This is a genomic window from Flavobacterium sp. GSA192 (assembly GCF_006386525.1).
Lineage (GTDB): Bacteria > Bacteroidota > Bacteroidia > Flavobacteriales > Flavobacteriaceae > Flavobacterium > Flavobacterium commune.
Map to the genome: position 1 here is coordinate 291,560 of NZ_VAHC01000001.1, position 25,677 is coordinate 317,236.

Below are 25,677 nucleotides of genomic sequence, written 5' to 3' on the forward strand. Positions count from 1 at the left end.
TAGCATTTTCCTTTGTTCTCAGGAAGTAAAAAGTGGAGAATAGCTAATTATGATCGGATTTGATTTTCTCGAGCCAATAAATGATGAAGTCTTAGGGTGGTTAAAATCATTAAGCTCTCAGCAATTAGGGAGCAAGGTGGTTTTTCATACTAAAGATGATTTTCCGGATTTAGATAAGGTTAAGATTGCTCTGATAGGTGTTTTGGAAAATCGGGGAAGTGAAGCTATTGAAAATTCAGGGGATTTGTCGATTTTAAGACAGGAATTGTACAGTATGTTTCCGGGAAACTGGGCTGCTACCATTGCTGATTTAGGTGATATTTTACCTGGAAATTCAAAGGAAGATACTTATTTTGCTTTGCGCAAAGTAGTTGCCGACTTGATTAGAAAAAAAGTAATTCCCATAATTATTGGCGGTTCCCAGGATTTAACATACAGCATGTATCGTGCTTATGATGAATTGGAACAAATGGTGAATTTGGTTGCTATCGATAGTAAATTCGACTTTGGAAAAGAAGAAGAGTTGATGTCGAGCAATTCGTATTTGTCTCAAATGATTATTGATGAACCGAATAATCTGTTTAATTTTTGCAATATTGGTTACCAAACCTATTATAATTCTCAGGAAGAAATAGATTTAATCGAGAAGTTGTTTTTTGATGGGTATCGTCTTGGGGAAGTTTCGAATAATATTGCGATTGCCGAGCCGGTATTCAGAGATGCTGATATTGTGAGCTTGGATTTGAATGCTGTAAAATCTGCTGATTCTGGGAATTTTACATCTTTTGAACCTAATGGTTTTAATGGAAAGGAAATTTGTGCTTTGGCAAGATACGCCGGAATTAGTGATAAGGTTTCCACATTTGGAGTTTTTAATCATCATAATTCCCGTCAGGAAGCCATTTTAATAACACAGATCATTTGGTATTTTATAGAAGGGTTTCATTATCGTTCCAATGAATATCCTTTTGGGAGCAGGGAAAATTATATCAAATACAGTGTTCCTGTAGACAACGAAACTCTGGTTTTTTATAAAAGTGATAAAACCGATCGCTGGTGGATTGAAATACCTTTTATTTCTAATGGGAATAATAAATTAAAGCGCAATACGTTATTACCTTGTTCGTATGAAGAGTATTTAGGAGCCTGCAATCAGGAATTGCCAGAACGATGGTGGAAAGCGCAAAGGAAAAATGTGTTATAAGTAGTTTTTTTTGATGTCAAATAACATTGTAATGACTGCTTTTTAGTAATAACAATAAAAGTAAGAAAGACGTAATTTAGCGAGAAAATGTGTTTTTAATCGTATTTTTTTGCTTTTTATCGATAAAATATTTTTTTTATAATTTATTTAACGCTACTTTTGATTAGTTATTTAATTAGAGAAAAAAAATATTGTTTTATTAATAAATAATAAATAGGTTTACAAACTTAAATAATAAAGAATATCTAACCCGAATTTATATGAAGAAGTTCATTGCATTTATGGCAATTTTGTCACTTTTAATAAGCTGTGGTAAATCAAGTGATAAAGGAGAATTAGTCGGTGTTAAAGGTGCAAAATGGCATCCGGAAAAGCCTTACGGAATGACTTTAGTGCCAGGGGGAGCCTATATTATGGGTAAATCTGATGAGGACGTAGCGGGAGTTCAGGACGCTCAAACAAAAACTGTAACAGTACGTTCATTTTATATGGACGAAACTGAAATTACCAATAGTGAATACCGTCAGTTTGTGGAGTGGGTAAAAGACTCAACAATCAGAATGAAATTAGCTATTTTGGCTGATGAAACTGGAGTGAAGGCAGGTGATTCAAAAGGTAAAGGTAAAAATGCCGGGAGTATAGGTGATTTTGCTTTCAACGATGCCGATCCTGAGAAAATGACCGCTTATGATAAATACATGTATGATAATTATTATAGTGTTGGTACTGCCGAAGATCCTTATGCCGGCAGAAAATTGAATAGAAACATTAAGCTAATTAAAGATCCTAAACAATACCCTGATGAATATTATGTAGAAGTAATGGATTCAATGTATATTCCTATTGAAGAATCTTATAATGGTTTGCGTAGTATTGATGTAGATAAGTTGAAATTCCGTTATTCATGGATGGATATTCAGGCTGCTGCAAAGGCTAAAGTGGGTAAAAGAAAAGATTTTATCAGAAATGAAGAAGTAAAAGTATATCCGGATACAACAGTTTGGATTAAAGATTTTACTTATTCATACAATGAGCCAATGCACAATGATTATTTTTGGCATAAAGCTTATGGTGATTATCCGGTGGTAGGTGTTAAATGGACACAGGCTAAAGCTTTTTGTGCATGGAGAACCTTAAACAAGAATACTTATATAAAATCTAAAAAGAGTGGTCGTGATTTAATCAATTCCTTCCGATTGCCTACAGAGGCTGAGTGGGAATATGCTGCCAGAGGAGGTTTAGAATCGGCTACTTATCCTTGGGGAGGACCTTATACTAAAAATGACAGAGGTTGTTTTTTAGCTAATTTCAAACCAAACAGAGGAGATTATGCAGCTGATCAGGCCTTATATACGGTAGAAGCAAAATCGTATGAGCCAAATGGTTATAATTTATACAACATGGCCGGAAACGTATCTGAATGGACCGACTCTTCTTATGATCCGAATGCTTACGAGTATGTATCTACAATGAACCCAAATGTTTTAGACGCATCAAATAAAAGAAAAGTAGTTCGTGGTGGATCATGGAAAGATGTTGCTTACTTCTTGCAGGTAAGTACCAGAGATTACGAATACGCCGACTCGGCAAGAAGTTATATTGGATTTAGAACTGTTCAGGATTATATGGGTGTGCAAAACACAGGTAATGGAACAGGAAGTGCAAGAAACAACAGATAAAAAATACCCCTAAAATTAATTAAATAAAACCTACACAAACTTTAAAACTAAAAATTATGGCATTACTAGGAAAAAAAGCAATGAATTTTGCATACGGTATGGGAGCAGCAGTTGTAATTGTTGGAGCTCTTTTTAAAATTACGCACTTCGAAATTGGACCATTGACAGGTACTTTGATGCTTTCAATCGGATTAATAACAGAGGCATTTATCTTTGCTCTTTCTGCCTTTGAACCTGTAGAAAATGAGTTAGACTGGACATTAGTTTATCCTGAATTAGCTAATGGAACGCCTAATGCAAACCGAAAACCTAAAGCTGAATCTCCTTCTGAGGCACAAGGTTTATTGTCTCAAAAATTAGACGCTATGCTTAAAGATGCTAAAATTGATGGTGAGTTGATGGCTAGCTTAGGAAACAGTATTAAAAACTTTGAATCAGCTGCAAAAGGAATTGCTCCTGCTGCTGACGGAATTGCTGCTACAAAAAAATACAGCGACGAATTATCAATGGCTGCCGCTCAAATGGAAGCTTTGAATAGTTTGTACAAAGTACAATTAGAAAGTGCTTCCAGAAATGCTGAAGCTAACAAAGAAATTGCTGAAAACGCATCTAAGTTAAAAGAGCAAATGCAATCGATGACAGCAAACATTTCTTCATTGAACCAGGTTTATGGAGGTATGCTTACTGCTATGAGTAATAAAGGATAATAATTAGTCTTTAAATAAGTATTGAGAAAAAATTACCACAACTAATTATTAGAAAATATGGCAGGAGGAAAACTAACCCCTAGACAGAAGATGATTAACCTAATGTATCTGGTTTTCATCGCTATGTTGGCAATGAATGTTTCGAAAGAAGTAATATCAGGTTTTGGATTGATGAACGAAAAATTTGAAAGTTCAAATGCAAGTTCTAAACAAACTAATGATCAAATGCTTCTAGCTTTAGATACAAAAGCCGCTGAGGCTAAAGGAGAATTTGCTGTAGCATCAGCAACAGCTCATAAGGTTAAAACAATTACAGATAATTTTTATAACTATATCAATTCTTTAAAAGAGCAGGCTACTAAAGGTTTTGAAACCAATCCGGAAACAGGAAAATTACCATATGAAGATATGGATAAAGGAGATAATGTTGATGATTGGTTTACAGGAGAGGGTTACTCTAAAAAAGGTAAAGAAATTGTTGCTACTATAGAAAAGTACAAAGCGGATATTAAAGCTACTTTAGGTACAGAAAAAAAATATAGTGGTATTATAAAAGAGGTTGAAGAGAAATTTGATCTTTCTGATGTAAAAAACAAAGAAGGTTTAAAAGATAAATATTTGTCTTACCATTTTAAAGGTTTTCCGGCTATTGCAACTATAGCTAAGTTGTCCTCTTGGCAAAATGACATCAACAAAGTGGAATCGGATGTTTATAGTATTGCATTAGGTAAAGCAGCAGTTGAAGCAGCTTCATACAGTAATTACCAGGCAATTGTAGTTTTAGATAAAAATGCTTATTTCCAAGGGGAACAAGTAACTGGTAAAGTAGTTTTAGGTCGTTATGATGAAAACACAAAGCCAACTTCTTTTTCAGGTCCTGGTAAAATTGTAAACGGTCAGGCAGTAATCTCTTTAACAGCAGGTGGTGTAGGAGAACAAACTATTGGAGGTCAATTTACTTTTGCTGAAGATGGAAAAACGATACCATTAAAATTTTCAGGAAAATATGTTGTAGTTCCAAGACCTAATTCGGCTACAATTTCTGCCGATAAAATGAATGTAGTGTATAGAGGTGTTTCAAATCCTATCTCAATTTCATTTGCAGGTATTGCTGATAACAATGTTAACGCTTCTGCCCCTGGTTTGTCTAAGGTTGGTAACGGAAAATATGTGATGAATCCACAAGGTGGTAATGAAGTAGTAATTAACGTGTCAGGTAAAATGGCTGATGGTAAAGTTGCTTCTGATAGAAAAGTATTTAGAATCAAAGGTATTCCGGGACCAACAGGTACAATTAGAGGAGAAATGGGTGTGGTTAAAGGGCCTAAGTCTAACCTTGAAATTGCTACTATTGGTGCTAAATTAGTTGATTTTGATTTTGATGTTAATATAGATGTTGTTGGGTTTAATTTAAAAGTTACCGGTCAGCCTACAGTGGTTGTTCAGGGTAATAAATTAAATGCACAATGTAAATCCGTTCTTTCTAAAGCAGTGAGAGGTGATCAGGTTACCATTTCTGAAATTAAGACAAGATTAGTTGGTGCAGGTGGTTATTTATTGCCAAGAACGGCTCCTGTTATTTTTGAAATTCAATAATACATTTTTACCATTAAGGTAAATACATCCATTCTTATTAATGATACTATGATGAATATGAGAAATTTTTTGATAATAGCAATCTCTTTAATTGGAGGAGTGGCTTCTTATGCTCAGTCTAATTTGCTGAATGCTAGGATTCCTGAAGAAATTGGTTTGAAAACTAAGGCTCAACAGATTTCAGATAATGATAAACCGTTAGCTTATGGTTATGTTCATGATAGAGATGTATTGATGGGTAGGATGGTATGGGAAATTATTGATTTGAGTGAGAAAATTAATTTTCCGCTTTATTTTCCTATTGATACCGCTAATATTGGTTCAAACAGACGTTCTTTATATGATGTTCTGACAAGAGCAATAAAAAGTGGGGAAATATCAGAAGTGTATTCGGATAGTTATTTTAATACTAAAAAAACATACAAAGATATTCAGGCTTCTTTGAGTCGTATTGATACTACTGATGCAGGTAGAGAGCAAATCAATGCAGGACAAAAGGTTTCTGATGAATACGTTATGAGATCTGATTTGACTGCTCAGGATGTAACCCAATACAAAATCAAAGGCTTTTGGTATTTTGACAAACGTCAGAGTGAGTTAAAATATCGTTTGTTGGCTATTTGTCCGGTTACACCAGATGTTTATACGATGAATAATGAGGAGAAAGATTATATCGAGTTGTTTTGGATCTTTTTCCCCGATGCCAGAGAGGTGTTACACGAAGCAAAATCATTCAATAATAAAAATTCGGCAATGCCGGTTTCTTTTGACCAAATCTTAAATTCAAGACGTTTTAACAGTACAATTTACAAAGAAGAAAACGTGTATGGAGACAGAGAAATCAAAGAGTACATGAAGGATAATGCACAGAGCCAATTGCTGGAAGCCGAACGTGTGAAAGAGAAGATTCGTGATTTTGAATCCGATATGTGGAATTATTAATTTTGAATATAAGTTTTATAAAACTCTTACCTGATGGTAAGAGTTTTTTGTTTTCTGTATTTTTGTGTTTTATTTGAATAGTATGATTGATTATTTAATTGTGGGTTGTGGACTGGCTGGGATTTCGTTTTCTGAAATCGCTTTGGCAAATAATAAAAGCATTTTAGTTGTAGATAATGAATCGCAGAATTCTTCTAAGATTGCAGGTGGTTTGTATAATCCGGTTATTTTAAAACGTTTCAGTGAAGTTTGGCAGGCTAAGGAGCAATTGATTTTGATGAATCAGTTTTATGTTAATTTAGAGCAGAAACTGAAGATTAAAGTAGATTTTAAAACGCCTATTTTGCGAAAGTTTTTTTCTATCGAAGAACAGAATAACTGGTTTGCAGCTTCTGATAAACCAGCTTTAGCACCATTTTTATCCACTTCGATAATTACAAAAAAATACTCCGGAATCGATTCACCATTTAATTATGGAGAGGTTTTGCATACCGGTTATGTAGATACCGCTTCTTTATTGGAACATTATAAAAAGTATCTTTTGCAAGAACAACTTTTGCTTCAGGAATCTTTTGATTATGAAAAGTTAGAAGTTTTGTCGAAAGGTATTCGTTATAAAAATATTGAAGCTAAACATATCGTTTTTGCAGAAGGTTTTGGTTTACATGCAAATCCTTATTTTAATAATTTACCTTTGGATGGAACCAAGGGCGAACTTTTTATTATTAAAGCACCTGAATTGAATTTGGACGTTATTGTTAATACTTCGGTGTTTATTCTTCCGCTTGGTGATGGATTGTTCAAAGTAGGGGCAACTTATAATTGGAAAGACAAAACCGATTTGCCTACCGAAGAGGGAAGAAAGGAATTGACAGATAGAATTAAAGAAATTATAAACTGCGAATTTGAAATAGTAGCTCATTTTGCCGGTGTTCGGCCTACAGTAAAAGATCGCAGACCCTTGGTAGGAACACACAAAGACTATCAATCCATTCATGTTTTAAATGGTTTAGGAACGAGAGGAGTGATGCTGGGGCCGGCGATGGCTCAATCTTTATTTGATAGTATAGAAAAAGGGATTCCGTTTGATAAAGAAATTAATATTGACCGCTTTAAGCCTAAAAATAAAAGTTAGTTTATGCCTTGGTAAACGAAGAGATTTTATTTTTGCCACAAATTACACTAATTAGCACAAATAGTATTGATTTTTTAAATGAATTACACAAATTTTTATCTGCCTTTGGCAGATTCGTGGAATTATGGCATCTAAATTTGTCTTATTTCGTGGAATTCGTGGCTTTTTTATTTTTGGAATTAATGTATTTGCTCTTAGTTTCAGACTTTAAAATCAGGGTCGTAACTCACAAACATATTGATATAAATGTTGCGCGACCATCTAAGTACAAATGGAAATAAGATAATTAAAGTGGCTATTATGGCTATGAAGGCAGTTTTTAGCGAAGTGTGAAATAACAGGTAAGAAACAATAAAAGAGGCTATTCCAATACCTACATTAAGTCCGTAGCTTACATACATAGCACCATAAAAAAAGGATGGTTCTATCTGATAAGTCAAACCACAATGCGAGCATTTTTCGTTCATTTTTAAAACATTAGCCAGATTAAGCGGATTTTTATCCACATACATGCTTTCATTTTGACATTTCGGACAAGTTCCTGTTAAAATGCTATTTAGTTTGGATCCTTTTTTTAACATTTGCAAAAATTTTTATCAAAGGTACATTTTTTGAAAAAGTACCGATGTAACATTAGTCACAAAATATGCTTAATATACACAATTTATCGGTTTCGTTTGGGGGTACTTATTTGTTTGAAGAAGTAACTTTTCGATTAGGAGCCGGAGATAGAGTTGGTCTTGTAGGGAAAAATGGTGCCGGTAAATCTACCATGCTTAAAATGCTTGCTGGCGATTTCAAGCCTGATTCGGGAGTGATTTCTCAGGAGAAAGACATTCGAATGGGATTCCTGCGTCAGGATATTGATTTTGAAAGAGGAAGAACGGTTCTTGAAGAAGCTTATGAAGCTTTTACCGAGATTAAAATTGTTGAGAAAAAACTGGAAGAAATCAATCATCAATTGGTTACCAGAACCGATTATGAGAGTGATGAATACACTAAAATTATTGAAGATTTATCTGATTATACCCATCGTTTTGAATTGTTGGGTGGTTATAATTATGTAGGTGATACCGAGAAAATTCTTTTAGGTTTAGGATTCAAAAGAGAAGTTTTCGATAATCAGACGGAAACTTTTTCAGGTGGATGGAGAATGCGTATCGAGTTAGCTAAATTATTATTGCAGAACAATGATGTTTTGTTGTTGGATGAGCCTACCAACCACCTGGATATTGAGAGTATTATTTGGTTAGAGAATTTCTTGCGTAATTATCCGGGAGTTGTGGTAATTGTTTCGCACGATAAAATGTTTTTAGATAATGTAACCAATAGAACTATCGAAATTTCTCTTGGAAAAGCATACGATTTCAATAAACCTTATTCGCAATATTTAGAATTGCGTGAGGAACTTCGCGAAAAACAATTGGCAACTCAAAAAAACCAAGCCAAGAAAATTGAAGAAACACAGAAACTAATTGATCGATTCCGATATAGTGCTACCAAATCTTCGATGGCACAATCTTTAATTAAAAAACTGGATAAAGTAGAGCGAATCGAGGTTGATGAAGACGATAATTCGGTGATGAATATTTCGTTCCCGGTTTCTAAAGAGCCTGGAAAAGTGGTAATAGAAGCCGAAAATGTGACCAAAGCTTATGGTGACAAAACCATTTTAAAAGATATTTCGTTGTTAGTGGAACGTGGAAGCAAGATTGCTTTTGTGGGACAAAATGGACAGGGAAAATCGACTTTTATCAAAGCCTTGGTTAACGAATTTGAATACGAAGGAACTATCAAATTAGGACACAATGTACAATTAGGTTATTTTGCTCAAAATCAAGCTGAATATTTGGATGGTGAAATTACGTTGTTGCAAACCATGGAAGATGCTGCATTAGATAGCAATCGTTCAAAAGTGCGTGATATGTTAGGTTCGTTTTTGTTCCGTGGTGATGATGTGGAGAAAAAGGTAAAAGTTCTTTCGGGAGGCGAGAGAAACCGTCTGGCCTTGTGTAAATTGCTTTTACAGCCTATCAATGTTTTGTTGATGGATGAGCCTACAAACCACCTTGATATTAAGTCTAAGAACGTTTTAAAGGCGGCTTTGCAAAAATTTGGCGGAACCTTACTGTTGGTTTCTCACGATAGGGATTTCCTTCAAGGGATGTCAAATATTGTTTATGAATTCAAAGATCAAAAAATCAGAGAATATTTAGGTGATATTAACTTTTTCTTAGAGCAACGCAATATGGAGAATATGCGTGAAGTAGAGAAAAAAGATGTGATTAAAACTGCAACACCTAAAGAAAGTAAGAAAACCTCTTACGAAGATCAGAAAAAAGGGAAGACTTTGCAAAACCGTTTAAGTAAGATAGAAAGCCAAATCAGTCAGTTAGAAAAAGACATTCAGCACGATGATAAAATGCTGGCATCTAATTATGACAAACACATCGAAGACGCAGCCTTTTTTAAAGCGTATAATAAAAAGAAAGCTGACTTAGATCAGTTGTTATTAGATTGGGAAGTTGTTCAGGAAGAAATAGATAATTTGTAGTAGAATATTAAATAGGCTTGATTAATTAATCAAGCCTATTTTTTTAGAATGAGCAATAGCTTCTTTACTTTTTTTGAAATAACAAACTTCTACAGAAAGACTTTCGAGATTTTGAAGTGTTTTAAGCACTTTTGTTTTTTTGTGTTTGGCAGTTTGTCTGATATAAATAGCCTGAATAGTTAAGGGAAAAATTTTGCTGATAGCTTCGTATAAATAAGGGTCTTCCTGTGAATCATCGCCTATGAGAACATATTTCAAGTTGGGATAAAATTCTAATATGTGTTTGATTTTTTCAAATTTATGATTGTGTCCGCCTCTGCCAGTCCAGAAAAAATTTCGCAAACTGGTTTTAATGTCTTTCAATAGTAAAACTGCTTTGGGTAGCTGGTGAATTTCGGTAAACTTGACAATAAAACGGTAGAGATTCCACTCACTGCTGGAAACGTAAAAAAAGATATTAAGCTCTTCTTTGTTTTCTCTGCCTGATTGACTCAGTGCCTGATAATGCGCTGTAACATCCTCAAAAATTTTACGACGGTTTACATTTCTAAACAGCAGATGGTACATTTTTCTCAACGGATTGAGCGTGTAAGAAACTAAAAATGTATCGTCAATATCCGATATGATGCCCAGATGGTCTATTTTAGGGCGGATATAGCTTTCTTTTGCGGCTATGGTCTCACCATTGTAATTCAAACTTACCTCATAGTCTATCCATCCGTAATGCTCTTGTCCCAGCGGAATGCAAAATTTAAAATAACCGTCTTTTAATGTTCGGGTATGGATTGTTTTCTGGTTGTGACTTAAGTAAATATCAGCGTTAGACCAGGTTTTCATTCGATACATTCCAATAATCGAACTGGCATTTTTAAAATTTTTATCCTGAAAATCGTATTCTACTTTTCTTGTGGGTAAAAAAACGTGTCCCATTACAATTAGCTCCTGTTCATTAGCATAACCACGATATAGTTTTATGATGGGCTTCATTTATAAGGTTTCTTTTGTAGTGTATTCTAAATTAATTAATTTTAGTGTAAAAATGAAATCAAATGTTGAAAAATAATGTAATGATGGTGGTAAATCCTGTTTCGGGTGGACTTGATAAAGGCTATTTGGTCGATCAGGTGTCGCATTATGCTCAACAGTTAAATCTAAATTTAATGTGTTTTGAAACCACTGGTGTTAATGATTTAGATAATATAAGAACCTATTACAAAAAGTTTAATCCCGAGCGGGTGTTGATAGCCGGAGGAGATGGAACCATCAAAATTGTTGCTGAAGCTTTGAAACTTGAGGATGTGATTTTTGGAATTTTACCGGTTGGTTCGTCAAATGGTTTAGCCACCGATTTGGGTTTAGTGAAATCATCAGAAGAAAATATTGCCATTGCTTTTCAAAACCATTTTGTAGCCATTGATTGTATTATTATTAATGGTAAAATGTGTTTGCATTTGAGTGATTTAGGATTGAATGCCGAGTTGATTAAAAATTATCATAAAAGTGCCATTCGGGGAAAATTAGGTTATGCTTTGCAAATTTTCAATACTTTGTTACATGCTGAAAAATCGTTTCAGGTAATTGTGAAAACTAATCAACAATTGGTTGAAACTAAAGCTCGTATGATTGTTATTGCCAATTCTCAAAAGTACGGAACTGGAGTAGTGATTAACCCTATCGGAATTATGAGTGACGGTAAATTTGAATTGATTATTTTGAAAAAATTAGATTTCAGTGTTTTTTTTAAGATTATAATGGGAAAAATAACCGTTTCTTCTGGCGATATTACCGTGATTTCTACTGACAATGCTATGATTAGTATTGATAAACCTATAAGTTTTCAAATAGATGGAGAATACTGTGGTACCGAAACCAATCTGGATATTGCTATGTCCAAAAGAAAATTAAAAGTGGCGATGCTTAAAGTTTAAATTCTTTATTTGAATGGATTTCGCTCCTGCCATTCCATTTTAGGTTCAAAATAACCAAATGTTCTGGATACAAATAAATTCAAAAAAGGATTATTATGTTTGATAAGCCCAAACATATTTACCGCCTTTGCGCCTACTGAACTTTTGATTTCTAATGCAGTTCTGGCAAAAATAATACGGCTGTATTTTTTATTAATCGAATAGCCTATCATATCATACAGCATATTCAAATACAGCATTTTTTCTTTTTGGCAATGCTCATCATAGCCCAGAAAATAAGTGTCAATGTCGGAGCCATTTTTGATTAGGGTGTTGAACCCAATTAATTGATTGTTGTCAAAATAACCATAAAATAAAAATTGCTCTTTTAAGTTTTTCTTGAATATTTCAAAGTGATCTTCATTGAGGTAAAAGGTGTTAAAAGCGGCTTTTTGGGCAACATTCAAATACAATTCATAAATACGTTTTCGATGTTTTTGAATGTCTTCGAGACTCATTTTTTGTTTTATCAAGGCTTCCGATTTTTTTCGGGCTCTTTTGTATTGATCTCGGTATTTTTTGTTTTTATTAGCGATGTAATCGTCAAAAATATGCCAGGAATTCTTAATGTCAAAAATCATATTGGGTTGGGTAGAAAACCGATAAAAAGAATCGTATTCCGGAATGTTGAAAATGTCAATCTCCGTTGCCGAAAAATCTTTAAAAATGCTAAGATGTGGTTTGTTTCCCTGTTTTTCCAATGTGTTTTCTAAGTTGTCAGTAGCTTTTTTAAGTAGTTTGACAAGTTCTTTGGTTGGGAATTTTGGGTGGAGAGAAAAAGCATTTTGTCCTGTTAGCATATTATTGCCAATGATTAGCACTTTTGAACCAAATCTTTTAAAAACAAAATTCCTGATTTTGGTTCTCAAACAACTGTCTCTTTCTCCAAAAGAAGGGATTTGGCTTAAATCTAAAAATTGAGAAACGGCAATACCAACAATTTCTTCGTTGTAAAATAATGCAATAAAATGACAGCTCATATTGCCCGGGGCAGCAGTTTCCAGAATTCTTAAATACTTTCGATTAAGAAAAATAGTATTGGTTGCCAAATCATCCCAATGCACAGGCAGGTCTTGGACTGAATTGTATATTTTAAAAGAATAGGATGGGTTCAATAGTTGAAAAATTAATTATTTAGCGAAGTTACTATTTTAAGTTTATTACAATGTTTACAAGCAGAAATTAACTAATTTTATAGAAAAAGAAGAAGATTATGGAAGTTTATAATAAAAATACAGCTCAGTCTATGTTGTTAGAATTGACTAACTGGACTTTTGTAAATAATGGTATAGAAAAGAAATTTCAGTTTAAAAATTTCAATCAGGCACTTGCTTTTATCGTTCAGGTAGGATTATTGGCAGAAACTAAAAATCATCATCCTGAATTGTATAATGTTTACAACAAAGTTAACATTCGATTATCAACTCATGATGCTAATGGAGTAACCGATAAGGATTTTGATTTAGCTAAAGCAATTGAAAAATTGTTTTAGAAAAAGCTCCTCATAACAATTAGTGAAAATGAGGAGCTTTTTTTTATTGCCAGGCGCAGATAATTCCGCCCATAATCATAAAACATAGCATCCAATAGCCGCTATTGATAAAGGTGTATTTCCAGCTTTTTCGTTCAAATAATGCGTTGGTTGCAATCATCGGGAAAGCAAGGAAAAGTCCCGCCAGAAATCCATGTAAAGCGCCGTGTTTGAAAGTTCTGTAAGCTGTTCCGTAATCGTTCATAAAGGCGGCATATGAAGGTTTGATGTCTGCTGCGCCTCCGCCACCAATCATTCCGAAGGCTCCCCACTGATGAATGGTTAAAAACTGTAGAATCATAGCAATCAATAAAGCAAAAAATACTGCCATAATAAAGATAACGGGCATATTAGCACCTTTCATTTTTTCTTCGGTCAATCCGGATTCTTTCATCCAGATTGTTCCAAATACTTTTGGACTGTACCAAATGAATCCAATTACTAAAGTTGATAATGCAGCGACAAATAATGCCAAGAAATTAATTTCCATAGGTTTGGTTTTTTAGGTTGTTGGTTCAAATATAAATAAAATATTTGCAAAGTGGTTTTTGATTTTTTTGTAGGATTAAATACTGTAAATTAAAGATAACGATGTATTTCGTCGATTTTTTTGGTATTTTAACTGTGTTTTGTTGTACATTTAATCATCGAAATTTAATAAGCGGGGATTATGAAAAAAATATTTACTCTATTTTTAATGCTTTTAGCTTCATTTTCAATGATGGCTAATGTGACGCTTTCTGATAAAGAAATACTTGTAAAATTGTATGAAGCTACTAGCGGTAGCCAATGGAAAGTAAAATGGGATTTGTCTCAACCTATGACTAGCTGGTCAGGTGTTAAGGTTCAGAATGATAAAGTAATTGCTTTAGATTTGCAAAATAATAATTTGGTAGGTTTAATTCCAGCTGAATTGGGTAATTTGAAGAGTTTACAAGAATTAAATTTACACAAAAATCAATTATCCGGAAGTATTCCTGCGAGTTTAGGAAATTTAAAAGAATTAAAAGTTTTAGACTTGTCTTTTAATGCTTTAACGTCTGCTATTCCAGAATCCATTTGTAATTTAACTAATCTGAAAACTTTAGAATTATACATGAATAGACTTTCAGGCCAGTTACCGGCTAGTATTGGGAATTTGCAAAATTTAGAGACTTTAGCAGTTTTTAATAACGAAATTGAAGGAGCTATTCCTGCTTCGTTCTACCAAATGAAATCTTTAAAAACAGTATTGTTGAACAGTAACAAAATGAGTGGTAGTTTGAGTGCTGATATTGCTAATTTGACTAAACTGACCAATTTAAGTTTGTTTGAAAATAATTTTCAAGGACAGGTGCCTTTAGCTCTTGAGAAATTAAACGGATTGAAAGAGATGAATATTTCTTATAATAAATTTAATGGTCTGGTAACTAAAAAATTGGCTATGTTAGATACACTAAATATGACTATGGTTAATGAAAGTGGTGTGGCTTATTTAATGAATGTTGCTGTAGAAATGGAAAAAAGACCTATTGTAGCTGAGGATTAATAATTAATTGGTTTGGTTGTTTTTATAGAATATTGGTTTTTTTATTAAGTTAGTTTTATAATAAGTTTAGTGTTTGTAAAAACCTGTGATAATCTCACAGGTTTTTTTGTTTCGGACTTTTTAAACTCCGCTAAAAGCACTAAATCCACCATCTACAGGAAGTACTATTCCGGTGATGAATTGAGATGCCTCGCTGCATAAAAAGTGAATTGCTCCTGCTAGTTCATTGGCTTCTCCAAATCTCTTCATTGGTGTGTTGTTAATAATGCTGTTTCCTCTTGGAGAATAGCTTCCGTCTTCATTGGTTAGCAGTTTTCGGTTTTGGTTTCCAATAAAAAATCCCGGAGCAATTGCATTTACCCGAATTTTATCACTGAACTTTGTAGCCATTTCTACTGCCATCCATCGGGTAAAGTTTTCCATCGCAGCCTTAGATGCCGAATAACCTACCACACGGGTTACGGCTCTTTCAACAGTCATTGATGAGAAATTAATGATAACTCCTTCTTTTTGTTTCGCCATCAGTTCACCAAAAATTATCGAAGGAAGTACAGTACCATTTAAGTTTAAATCGGTCACAGTTTGAAAAGCATCCATCGATAAATCAAAAATTGTTTGGTCTTCACTGATGGTTGCTCCCGGCATATTTCCTCCGGCGGCATTCAATAAAATATCCACTTTCCCGTAATAGTTTACGATTTTTTCTCTGGCTTCCTCTAATGATTTTTTGTTGAGAATATCGGCAGCAATTCCTAAGGCATCATAACCATTTTTTGTAAGTGTGCTGATGCTATTGTCTATTGTTTCCTGATTTCTGCCTATGATGACAATTTTTGCGCCTGAAGCGGCTAAATGCCCGGCAATAGAGCTGCCTAAAACACCGGTTCCTCCGGTAATTACGGCAACTTTGTTTTTAATGTTAAATAAATTCATTTTTTAATTTTAAGGTTTTTGTTTTGTTCTTTTAGTACAAAAGCTGCATGAATTGCTTAGAATTCACACAGCTTTTTTCAAAAAAAATAATAGGGTTTGTTTTAATATTTCCACCTAACAAAGGCTTCCATTGCAGCATAATTGGATAAGCCCAATTGGTCATACAATTCAGCGGTTTCTTTGTTACGGTCTTCGGCTCTTTGCCAAAATTCTCTGGCATCTGTGCCTTGGAATACCACACCGTCTTTTTGAGATTGATGTTTGAATATTCCGTGTCTTTTAGCTAAAACCTGATCCGGACTCATAGGTACTGCCATTTCTATTTCGTCAATGCCCCATTCCTGCCAGGCACCGCGATACAGCCACAACCAGCAGTCGTTCATAAAATCTTTTGATTTTAGGTTTTTTACTGCATCGAGAATGGCATCCAAACATACTTTGTGCGTTCCGTGCGGATCGGCAAGGTCTCCTGCTGCAAATATTTGGTGTGGTTTTATTTTTTCAATAAGATCCATTGTCAATTGAATGTCAGCCTTACCTAAAGGTTTCTTTTCGATAGTTCCGGTTTCATAAAAAGGAAGATCCATAAAGTGAATTTGATCGTCAGTCAGTCCCACAAAATGGCTGGTTGCACGGGCTTCTCCTTTTCTAATAAGCCCTTTTATGTGCCTTACTTCGGGCGTGTCTATTTGGCTTGTTTTTTTGTTGTTTAAAAATTCCTGAGCTTTCTCGTAAATTGCGTTGGCTTCAGGACTTTTAATATCAAATTTTTCGTTGTAATCACATACAAATCGCGCAAACCTTTCGGCTTCACTATCGGCTACAGCAATATTTCCTGAAGTTTGATAAGCTACATGAACTTCATGCCCCTGTTCCTGTAAACGCATAAAAGTACCTCCCATACTAATAATATCATCATCAGGATGCGGACTAAAAATCAACACTCTTTTTCTGGCAGGTGCGGCGCGTTCCGGTCTGTTGGAATCATCGGCATTGGGTTTTCCACCCGGCCACCCGGTAATAGTGTGTTGTAGTTTGTTAAAAATATTGATGTTGATGTTGTAAGCCGGACCTAGATCGGCCAATAAATCGCTCATTCCGTTTTCGATATAATCGGCATCGGTAAGTCGCAAGATTGGCTTTTTAAGCTCCAATGCCATTCCCAGAACAGCTTTTCGGGTTAATTTGTCTGTCCATATAATTTTTTCAACCAGCCAGGGCTTGTTGATTCTGGTTAGCTTTGAAGCAGCTTCCTGATCTAGTACAAAAATAGCATTATTGTGTTCCTGTAAGAAAGAAGCAGGGACAAGATTGGTAACAGTTCCTTCGGCAGATGCTTTGACGATGTTTGATTTTCCTTCACCCCAAGCCAGTAGAATAACTCTTTTGGCTTCCATTATTTTTTTTACGCCTAAAGTAATGGCTGTTCTGGGCGTGTTATTTAATCCGGAGAAATCTTTACTCGCCGCTACTCTTGTAATATGATCCAGAGCAACTAATCTCGTTTTCGAGTTTTGTAAAGAGCCTGATTCGTTAAAACCAATGTGTCCGTTACCACCGATACCCAAAATTTGCAAGTCGATTCCGCCAAGTGCTTCTATTTTTTCTTCGTATTGAGCGCAGTAATCCTGAATTTGTTCTTTTGATAAAGTACCGTCAGGAATATTGTAATTTTCGGGTAAAATATCTACCTGATCCAATAGTAATTCTTTCATAAATCGCACGTAGCTATTGATAGAATCAGGTTCCATTGGATAATATTCGTCCAGGTTGAAAGTGATAACATTTTTAAAACTAAGACCTTCCTCTTTGTGCATACGCACTAATTCGGCATACAAACCTTTTGGAGAAGATCCGGTTGCTAGTCCCAGAACACAGGATTCCTGCAGTTCCTGTTTGGATCGGATTAATGCCGCAATCTCATGAGCGACAGCTATTGAGGCAGTTTTTGAATTTTCGAAAACAACAGTATTGATATTTTCGAAACGTTTTTCAAATCCTGTAGCTTTGTCAATATTGCTTTTTATCATAGTGTTGTTTTTGTTTTATGAAAATGAATGAAATGCTTTACTAAGATAGTATGATATAAATTAAAATGGTTAATGAAACTAAAATAGTTCCTGCCAGGTTCATTCCGGGCCATGATTTTTCATGATTTTTAGAAAGTTCTTCCTCGTATTCTGTATTGGTTGTATTAAATCGTTTTGAAACGAGCAACATAATAATGAAATTCAGTACAAATTCGATTCCCCACAAGTGCACAAAATGGATGTTGATTTTAAATACAAATGAAGTTAGGATGTAGAATACAAATCCAAAAAATAATCCCGCTTTTGCACCGGCGGCATTAATTTGCTTAAAAAATAAACCGGCAACTAATATGGATGAAACCGGGATGAAGAAGATTCCGTTTAATTCCTGTAAAAGAAGATACAATCCGGAAGGTGCATGAGCTACTAATGGTGCTACCGAAATGGCTATTACGGCGAGTATGATAGAGGTAATTTTTCCATAATAGACCAGCTTTTCTTCGGTGGTATCTTTGTTTAAGCTTTTTTTGTAAATATCCATACAAAAAATAGTACTAGCAGAATTTAAGATGCTGTTAAAAGTGCTTAGTACGGCTCCTAATATCACTGCGGCAAAAAAACCGTAGAGATAAGTGGGTAAAACTTTTTTAACCAAAAGAGGATAAATCAAATCGGGTTTGTCATAATATTGCTCCTGGAAATAATAAAATCCAATTAATCCGGGAACTACAATGATGAGCGGCATTAATAGTTTTAAAATGCCGGTATAGATTAAGCCTTTTTGAGCTTCTATTAAATTTTTTGCTCCCAAAGCTCTTTGGATAATAGCTTGATTCATTCCCCAAAAATAAATTTGGTTAATCATCAGTCCTGTAAAAAGTGTCGAAAAAGGTAAAACAGAATCCTCTTTTCCTATGATGTCAAACTTTTTTGGAGCAAAATTATAAATGGAACTGACTCCTTCAAAAATATTTCCTTTTCCAATTTGATACAAGGCAATAATTGTGACTAACAGACCTCCAAGCATTAATCCTATTCCGTTGAGAGAATCGGAAAAAGCGACGGCTTTTAACCCTCCAAAAATTGCGTAGGCTGAACCAATAATTCCAATAGCCAGTACTGTATAGACCAGGGATTCTTCTTTGGTTATCGAGAAAACAGTTGCAAAATCAAAAATACTTTCGATATTAATTGCTCCTGAGTATAAAATGATTGGTAATAAGGTAACCACGTATGAACTAACCAGTAAAACAGCAACGACGGAGCGTACACTCGAATCGAATCGTTTTTCCAGAAATTCAGGGATGGTGGTAAGTTCTAGTTTTAGAAAGCGAGGAATGATATAAATGGCGGCTATAACTAAGGCTATTGCCGAGGTTACTTCCCAGGCAATGACGATAATTCCGTTTTTATAAGCACTCCCATTCATCCCAATTAGATGTTCGGTGGAAATGTTTGTTAACAACATAGATCCTGCAATAACAGGTGCTGATAAACTCTTTCCGGCAAAAAAATATCCATTTGACGTGTTTAGATTATCTTTTCGGAGTTTGTAACTCGTGTAAAAGATAACCAGGAGTGTGAATCCAAAAAAGCCTAAATAGGTATATAACATGTCAAATGGATGTTTAAGTTACGTGCTAAATTCGCTTAGAATTTTAAAGTTGCAGGCAAATATTTAGCAACTAATTCTTCGTAATAAGGGCGTAAAGCTTTCGAATCGGGTTTTACAGGTGCTTTAGTGTACAAATCGTAAGGATTGAATTTTTTAACCCATTCAAACATTTCAATATCATGCTCGGTCATTAAATGCGTATAAGCATTTTCCCTGTGTTGAGAATAGAATGAATGGTAACGAATCATGTACAAAGCTGGTTCAGGCAAGTGATCTTTCAGGATTTGGTACAAATATTCATCATGTCCCCAGCTCATTTTTACCTTGTCTAATCCGCAGTTAGGAGAATAAACACCATATTTAGTGTTGTATTTTTCATTAGTACTATCCGGATTGGCAGCAAAAAACTCCGGATAAACTATTTTATCTGAGAATTTACATCCTACAGGGAATGTATCGCCTACAACAGCCCATTGTGGTTCGCCAAATAAACATAATACTTTTCCAATGTCATGTAAAAATCCTGTTAGTACAAACCAATCCGGGTGACCATCGGCGCGAATGGCCTCTGATGTTTGCAATAAATGCTGGAATTGGTCTAAGTCAATATCCGGGTCACTATCATCTACTAAAGTATTCAGGAAATCCACGGCTTCCCATAGTGACATTTCTTTGCGATCAAATTTTAGGAACTCTTTTTCTTTTTCGCATACAAAATCATAGGTTTGATAAGTATGGTTAATTCGGTAAAACTCTCTTACGGTTTCTACTCTTTCAGAATCCACATAATTGCGGAATTCTTCTTTTTCTTTTTTTTCTAATGAAGGATCAGGATAGCGTTCGATTAAGTTTTCTTCCCAATCATCAATTTGGTGCATCGGATTATTGAATTTGTCGGTGTTGTTCGCTTTTTCCATTGGTGTTGTTTTTTATGATGTTTTACTAAATGTTTTGTCTTTTTTTTAAAACCCCAATTATTGAGTTTATTGTGAATTTCAAAATTACGCAGATAGTGTTTTTCTAAAATGGATAAATGGTCCAAAAACATGGATGGATTTTTCATAGTGTCAATTTTTTACTAATTAAATAATGTTATATGTATTTAATAGGTCTTTTTGTTGTGGTATTGATTTGTGAAAATCAATTGGGAAAAGGTCTTTTTTAGGTAGAATTTGCTTAGAGAAATTCTAAAAGAACAGTTTAGGGTTAAAAAATAGCTGTTGTTGACTGTTGAAGATGTTAAAAAAGAGCATTCAAAATTAACTTAAATGGTTTTTGGTGTTTCAAACATGGAGAGTCAGCTAAAGTCCTGTCGTTTAGGGCTTAGTATTGGTGATAATATAAAAAAATAACAGTTTAAAAACGATAAATGTATTTTTTGGTCTCTTTTTTTAAGGGAATTTGATTGAATTTTATATGTTTTTGACCAATTTATCCATTTCAAGCTGGAGTCGAACTGTTAATTTTACCATAATATTATTAACTAATACTAATTAAAAATGAAAAAAACCAAATTCAAATTATTGACGTTATTTTTCTTGATAGCGTTTTCAATTAATTCGTGGGCACAAAAAACACAGGTGTCAGGTAAGGTGGTAGATGATCAAAATTTACCATTACCGGGTGCTAATATTTTAGAAAGCGGAACGAAAAATGGTGTAGAGACAGATTTAGATGGGAAATTCAGACTCGAAGTCTCAAATCCCAATGCTGTTATTATTGTTTCTTATGTAGGTTTTGCTGATCAAAGCGTTAAGCTAAGCGGTTCAAGATCTAACTTGACTGTTAAATTAGTATCGGGGGCTCAAAACCTTGAGCAAGTTGTGGTAGTAGGGTACGGTAAAGGTTCTCGAAAAAATTTAACTACTTCTGTTACTTCTGTTAAAGCAGAGGATATGAATAAAGGAGCTATTAGTGATGTAGGACAATTGTTGCAAGGTAAAGTTGCCGGTTTGAATATTTCATCTAGTGGTGATCCTACAAGATCAGCTTCTGTTGTAATGCGTGGGGTTTCTACTTTAAATAGTTCACAAGGTCCATTTTATGTGGTTGATGGAGTTCCGGGTGTTGATATCTCGATGATTTCACCAGATGACATTGCAACTATTGATATTCTTAAAGATGCTGCTGCAACTGCTATTTATGGTAACCGTGCCGCAAATGGAGTTATTATGGTAACAACTAAAAAAGGAAGTAAAGAAAGAACTCAAATTTCATATAACAGTTATTTTGGTATAGAGAATGTTTCTAATCAATTGGATATGATGAATGCTTCTCAATTAAGAGCTTTTACAACTAAAAATAATTTGAATTTTACTCCTGAAAATGATAAGGGAGCTAATACAAATTGGCAAAAAGCTATTTTGAGATCTGGAGCACTTTCAAGCAGCCATAACTTATCGATAAGTGGCGGTGGAGAAAAAAGTAATTATTCGGCTAGTTTAACTTCTATAAAAAGAGAAGGTGTTCTTTTGAAAAGTGATTTTGGACGTGTAATTGCCCGTTTGTCAGTTGAACAATATGCTTTTGATGATAAAGTGAAATTTGGTTTGAATGTAACTAATTCTGTTAGTAACTATGTAAATGTTCCACAACGTAACTCGGTACTTTTACAATCAATTAATCACCTTCCTGTTTCTCCGGTTAGAAATGAAGATGGTAGTTTCTTTGAAAATTTTGTTAGTACAGGATATTTTAACCCGGTTGCTTTGATTGAGCACGGAACAGATGAAACTAAAACAAACAACCTTATTGGAAATTTCACAACAGAAGTTAAGTTGCCATTTGGATTTACTTATAACCTAAACATTGCTCACCAAAAGTTGAGTACTTCTCATGGAGAGTTTTATGATAGTTATTATTCTCAATACAACAGTGCTAACTTTTACAATAATCCAGATCCACCATTTACAAAAACTTTGGTTAATTTTGGTGTAAATGGTTCGGCATTAAGAAACTATTATGAAAATACTAATAATATTATAGAGAGTTTCTTAAATTGGGATAAAGAAATAGGTAATCATAAAATTAAAGCTGTTTTAGGTTATTCATGGCAGGAAAACACTTTAGGAGATGGTTTTCAGGCTACAACAACTAACTTTCCTGTAGATAATGTGGGTTACAATAACTTAGCTTTAAGTAATTATACTTCAGTAGGAGGTTATGTGGTGAATTTTGGAGATAGTCAGGCATATCAAAAAACACGTTTGATTTCTCAATTTGCACGTTTGAATTATAATTTTAATGATAAATATCTTTTACAAGGTACAGTAAGAAGAGACGGAGGTTCAGTATTTGGGGCTAACAACAGATGGGGATATTTTCCTTCTGTAGGAGGAGCTTGGAGAATTGATAAAGAAAACTTCATGCAAAACCAAAATATTTTCAGCGACTTGAAACTTCGTGCCAGTTATGGTGTAACAGGAAACTCTTCAGGATTTAATGCTTATACTGCTCAATTTATTTCAGGAAGTGCCGGGACATTCTATTATAATGGACAACAAATAGGTGCTTATGGACCAATACAGGCTGCTAATCCGGATTTAAAATGGGAAAAAACTACAACAACAAACTTTGGTCTTGATTTTTCATTGTTAAAAGGAGTAATTACGGCTTCGGTTGATGTTTACGACAAGAAAACAACAGACATGATTTTCAATTATCAGGTAAACCCAGTATTAGTTCCTGTAGGTTCTATTGTCGCTAATGGAGGTATTATGTCTAATAAAGGTATTGAGATTGCTTTAGGTGCTACCCCAGTTAAAACGGCTAATTTTACTTGGTCAACTAACCTGAATATTGCTAGTAACAAGAATAAAATTGTAAAATTGACAAACCCATTCTTTATTGGTGGAGATTCTATCAGAAGAGTACAACCTGATGGTGGAGGACAAACAGGAGCGACTTTACAAATTTTTAAAGAAGGTAAACCTCTTGGACAGTTCTTTACATTGGATTATGCCGGGAAAAATGAAAATGGAGTTTCTCAATATTATGATAAAAATGGAAATTTAACTACAACTCCATTAAACGGTGTTGATTACCATTACTTAGGAAGTGCACAACCAAAAGTATTATTGGGTTGGTCAAATAATTTTCAATACAAGAATTTTGATTTAAGCGTTTTCGTTAGAGGAGTATTTGGAAATAAAATCTTCAATGCTACCCGCGCCGATTTATTTAGACCTGCCACAGCAATGACTACAAATATTTTAGTTGATGCACAAAACGAATCACCAAATGATTTGAATTCTTATCGTTATTCTTCACGCTTTATAGAAGATGGTAGTTATATCAGATTAGATAATGCAACTCTTGGCTATAATTTTAAAAACATCAACAAGTTTGTTAAAAGTTTCCGCATGTACACTACAGTAAATAATTTATTTGTAATTACTAAATACAGTGGAATTGATCCTGAGGTAGAACAAGGTGGTACAGCTCCTGGTGTAGATTCAAATAACTTTTATCCAAAAACCAGAACGTTTTTATTAGGTTTTAACGTGGTATTCTAAGAAAATAATAATTGTAATAATTGTAAATATTATGAAAAAAATAATGAAATATTTGGGACTTCCAATACTGGCTATGGGCTTGTTTGGATCCTGTGAAAATTTAGATGTGCCAATTACGACACAACTAACCCCTGATGTGTTTCCTCAAAATTCAACTCAGTTTATTCAAACAGCAGGGCCGGTTTATGTTGCTTTCCGTGGAGATTTTTCATTTTCCTGGTGGTGGACACAATCATTAAGTACAGATGAAGCCATTCTGCCTGCAAGAGGAGGAAACTGGTTTGATAACAGAAACTACATTGCTATGCACTTCCATGATTGGACAGTAGATAATGGTATCGTAGGAAGTCTTTGGAATTGGTCTTCTGGTGTAATTGGAAGAAGTAATCAGGCTATTTCAATCTTAGAACAGGCAATGCCGGCTGGAACTGAAAAATCGACTTTAATTGCTGAGTTAAAAACCATGCGTGCTATTTCTTATTTCATCATGATGGATAATTTTGGAGAAGTACCATTAGACACAGTATATGGAGACTTTAGCTCTAAACCAAAATCAACAAGAGTAGAGGTATTCAATTTTGTTGAAAAAGAATTGAAAGAAGCTATTCCTAATTTGAATCCTGCTTCAGGAGTAGCTACTTATGGAAGACCAAACAGACAAACAGCTAATGCTTTACTGGCTAAAATGTATTTGAATGCTCAGGTATATACAGGGACACAACGTTATAATGACTGTATTGCAGCTTGTGACCAGGTAATAGGTTCAGGTTTGTATAATATCGAACCAAGAGCAACTTATCTTCAGATGTTCTATCCTAATAATGGACCACAAATGAAGGAGTTTATTTTTGCAGTACCTTATGATCCGGCTGTAGGTGGTGGTGGATTAATGTACCATGCGCGTTATGATGTTCCTCGATCTATGCGTGCTAAGTTTGCTCTGCCTTTTACTCCGAGTGCACCTAGAAGTACATTGCCTGAATTCTATACCCATTTTGAAAATGATGCTAATGATATTCGTAACAAACAATGGCTGACAGGATTACAATACAATAATAATGGAACTCCATTAACTGTTACTACAACAAAAAAAGGATATGATCAATTCTATACCGGTTCTGATGGTGGAGATCCATATACTTACCAAGTAGATTTAACTCCTAATATTGTTCTTCGTCAAAGTGTTCCATTAACAGATTTAGGTAACGATGAAATTGCATGGAATATGGGATATAGAAATATTAAATTCTATCCTGATGCTTCTTCAACAAGCCGTAATCAAAATAATGATGTACCGTTTTTACGTTATTCAGATATTTTATTAATGAAAGCTGAAGCTATTCTTCGTGGTGGAGCTGCTACTTTAGGTGATACACCACTTTCTTTAGTAAACACGATACGTTCTAATCGCTCTACTTCAACTGCATGGACAAGTGTAACATTAGAGGATTTGTACAAAGAAAGATCTCGTGAATTTGCTTGGGAAGCTTGGCATAGAAATGATATGATTCGATTTGGGAAATTTGAAGGACAATGGGGCTTCAAAACAGATTCAGATGTTAAACGTCGTGTTTTCCCAATTCCAACTAATGCGTTGGTGTTAAATCCTGCTTTGGTTCAAAACCCGGATTATATTAATAATTAAGTTTATTATTTATTGTTTGATTGTTAAAGTTGGTTGGTAATTTAGTTACCCCTGAAAAGAGAAGAAGCTCGTTCTTCTTCTCTTTTCTTCTTAAAAA

20 protein-coding genes are annotated in these 25,677 nt (G+C 34.4%); 12 read left to right on the forward strand and 8 right to left on the reverse strand.

What is annotated here, in order from left to right; genetic code table 11:
• Positions 1 to 52 precede the first annotated feature (52 nt).
• From FDM27_RS01345 to FDM27_RS01370, 6 genes are all read left to right on the forward strand, one after another.
• Positions 53 to 1,204, forward strand: a complete 1,152-nt coding sequence (locus tag FDM27_RS01345; protein WP_140485278.1) for a formimidoylglutamase — start codon at positions 53 to 55, stop codon at positions 1,202 to 1,204.
• Positions 1,205 to 1,464: 260 nt separating this feature from the next.
• A complete protein-coding gene (gene gldK / locus FDM27_RS01350; protein WP_071184982.1) occupies positions 1,465 to 2,883 on the forward strand; it encodes a gliding motility lipoprotein GldK in 1,419 nt (472 codons plus the stop codon).
• 56 nt (positions 2,884 to 2,939) lie between these two features.
• Complete coding sequence (gene gldL, locus FDM27_RS01355) at positions 2,940 to 3,590, forward strand: gliding motility protein GldL (RefSeq protein ID WP_071184983.1); 651 nt, start codon at positions 2,940 to 2,942, stop codon at positions 3,588 to 3,590.
• A 57-nt stretch (positions 3,591 to 3,647) separates the two neighbouring features.
• On the forward strand, positions 3,648 to 5,186 hold the full coding sequence (gene gldM / locus FDM27_RS01360) for a gliding motility protein GldM (protein WP_071184984.1): 1,539 nt from the start codon (positions 3,648 to 3,650) through the stop codon (positions 5,184 to 5,186).
• Between the two features lie 51 nt (positions 5,187 to 5,237).
• Positions 5,238 to 6,128 (forward strand): gliding motility protein GldN, encoded by an 891-nt coding sequence (gldN, locus tag FDM27_RS01365; protein ID WP_071184985.1) that lies wholly within the window; start codon positions 5,238 to 5,240, stop codon positions 6,126 to 6,128.
• Positions 6,129 to 6,210: 82 nt separating this feature from the next.
• On the forward strand, positions 6,211 to 7,263 hold the full coding sequence (locus FDM27_RS01370) for an NAD(P)/FAD-dependent oxidoreductase (RefSeq protein WP_140484901.1): 1,053 nt from the start codon (positions 6,211 to 6,213) through the stop codon (positions 7,261 to 7,263).
• 200 nt (positions 7,264 to 7,463) lie between these two features.
• On the opposite strand, the gene FDM27_RS01375 is transcribed toward FDM27_RS01370, so the two are convergent.
• Positions 7,464 to 7,844 carry a DUF983 domain-containing protein gene (locus FDM27_RS01375; protein WP_071184987.1) on the reverse strand — a complete coding sequence of 127 codons (381 nt, stop codon included), beginning with the start codon at positions 7,842 to 7,844 and terminating at the stop codon, positions 7,464 to 7,466.
• Positions 7,845 to 7,909: 65 nt separating this feature from the next.
• On the opposite strand from FDM27_RS01375, the gene FDM27_RS01380 reads away from it, so the two are divergent.
• The gene (locus FDM27_RS01380) at positions 7,910 to 9,817 is read left to right on the forward strand and encodes an ABC-F family ATP-binding cassette domain-containing protein (RefSeq protein WP_071184988.1); all 1,908 of its coding nucleotides are present in this window, start codon (positions 7,910 to 7,912) and stop codon (positions 9,815 to 9,817) included.
• A 21-nt stretch (positions 9,818 to 9,838) separates the two neighbouring features.
• On the opposite strand, the gene FDM27_RS01385 is transcribed toward FDM27_RS01380, so the two are convergent.
• Positions 9,839 to 10,804 carry an App1 family protein gene (locus tag FDM27_RS01385; RefSeq protein WP_140484902.1) on the reverse strand — a complete coding sequence of 322 codons (966 nt, stop codon included), beginning with the start codon at positions 10,802 to 10,804 and terminating at the stop codon, positions 9,839 to 9,841.
• A gap of 62 nt (positions 10,805 to 10,866) precedes the next feature.
• Here FDM27_RS01385 and FDM27_RS01390 point away from each other — a divergent pair, with 62 nt between their 5' ends.
• A complete protein-coding gene (locus FDM27_RS01390; RefSeq protein WP_317133606.1) occupies positions 10,867 to 11,745 on the forward strand; it encodes a diacylglycerol/lipid kinase family protein in 879 nt (292 codons plus the stop codon).
• A gap of 5 nt (positions 11,746 to 11,750) precedes the next feature.
• On the opposite strand, the gene FDM27_RS01395 is transcribed toward FDM27_RS01390, so the two are convergent.
• Positions 11,751 to 12,899, reverse strand: coding sequence for an 8-amino-7-oxononanoate synthase (locus FDM27_RS01395; protein ID WP_140484903.1), 1,149 nt, complete (start codon positions 12,897 to 12,899; stop codon positions 11,751 to 11,753).
• A 98-nt stretch (positions 12,900 to 12,997) separates the two neighbouring features.
• Between FDM27_RS01395 and FDM27_RS01400 the strand changes: the two genes are divergently transcribed.
• On the forward strand, positions 12,998 to 13,276 hold the full coding sequence (locus tag FDM27_RS01400) for a 4a-hydroxytetrahydrobiopterin dehydratase (protein ID WP_140484904.1): 279 nt from the start codon (positions 12,998 to 13,000) through the stop codon (positions 13,274 to 13,276).
• A 43-nt stretch (positions 13,277 to 13,319) separates the two neighbouring features.
• On the opposite strand, the gene FDM27_RS01405 is transcribed toward FDM27_RS01400, so the two are convergent.
• Positions 13,320 to 13,805: a DUF1761 domain-containing protein gene (locus FDM27_RS01405; protein WP_140484905.1), complete on the reverse strand. Its 486-nt coding sequence runs from the start codon at positions 13,803 to 13,805 to the stop codon at positions 13,320 to 13,322.
• A 180-nt stretch (positions 13,806 to 13,985) separates the two neighbouring features.
• Between FDM27_RS01405 and FDM27_RS01410 the strand changes: the two genes are divergently transcribed.
• Entirely contained in the window at positions 13,986 to 14,843 is an 858-nt protein-coding gene (locus FDM27_RS01410) for a leucine-rich repeat domain-containing protein (protein WP_140484906.1), read from the forward strand.
• A 120-nt stretch (positions 14,844 to 14,963) separates the two neighbouring features.
• On the opposite strand, the gene FDM27_RS01415 is transcribed toward FDM27_RS01410, so the two are convergent.
• From FDM27_RS01415 to FDM27_RS01430, 4 genes are all read right to left on the reverse strand, one after another.
• Positions 14,964 to 15,776 carry an SDR family oxidoreductase gene (locus FDM27_RS01415; RefSeq protein ID WP_140484907.1) on the reverse strand — a complete coding sequence of 271 codons (813 nt, stop codon included), beginning with the start codon at positions 15,774 to 15,776 and terminating at the stop codon, positions 14,964 to 14,966.
• Positions 15,777 to 15,877: 101 nt separating this feature from the next.
• Complete coding sequence (gene nagB / locus FDM27_RS01420; RefSeq protein ID WP_140484908.1) at positions 15,878 to 17,806, reverse strand: glucosamine-6-phosphate deaminase; 1,929 nt, start codon at positions 17,804 to 17,806, stop codon at positions 15,878 to 15,880.
• Positions 17,807 to 17,846: 40 nt separating this feature from the next.
• Positions 17,847 to 19,421 carry a solute:sodium symporter family transporter gene (locus FDM27_RS01425; protein WP_071184997.1) on the reverse strand — a complete coding sequence of 525 codons (1,575 nt, stop codon included), beginning with the start codon at positions 19,419 to 19,421 and terminating at the stop codon, positions 17,847 to 17,849.
• A gap of 35 nt (positions 19,422 to 19,456) precedes the next feature.
• Positions 19,457 to 20,338, reverse strand: coding sequence for an inositol oxygenase family protein (locus FDM27_RS01430; RefSeq protein WP_071184998.1), 882 nt, complete (start codon positions 20,336 to 20,338; stop codon positions 19,457 to 19,459).
• 582 nt (positions 20,339 to 20,920) lie between these two features.
• On the opposite strand from FDM27_RS01430, the gene FDM27_RS01435 reads away from it, so the two are divergent.
• Entirely contained in the window at positions 20,921 to 23,935 is a 3,015-nt protein-coding gene (locus FDM27_RS01435) for a SusC/RagA family TonB-linked outer membrane protein (protein WP_140484909.1), read from the forward strand.
• Positions 23,936 to 23,966: 31 nt separating this feature from the next.
• Positions 23,967 to 25,580 carry a RagB/SusD family nutrient uptake outer membrane protein gene (locus FDM27_RS01440; RefSeq protein WP_071185000.1) on the forward strand — a complete coding sequence of 538 codons (1,614 nt, stop codon included), beginning with the start codon at positions 23,967 to 23,969 and terminating at the stop codon, positions 25,578 to 25,580.
• Positions 25,581 to 25,677 lie beyond the last annotated feature (97 nt).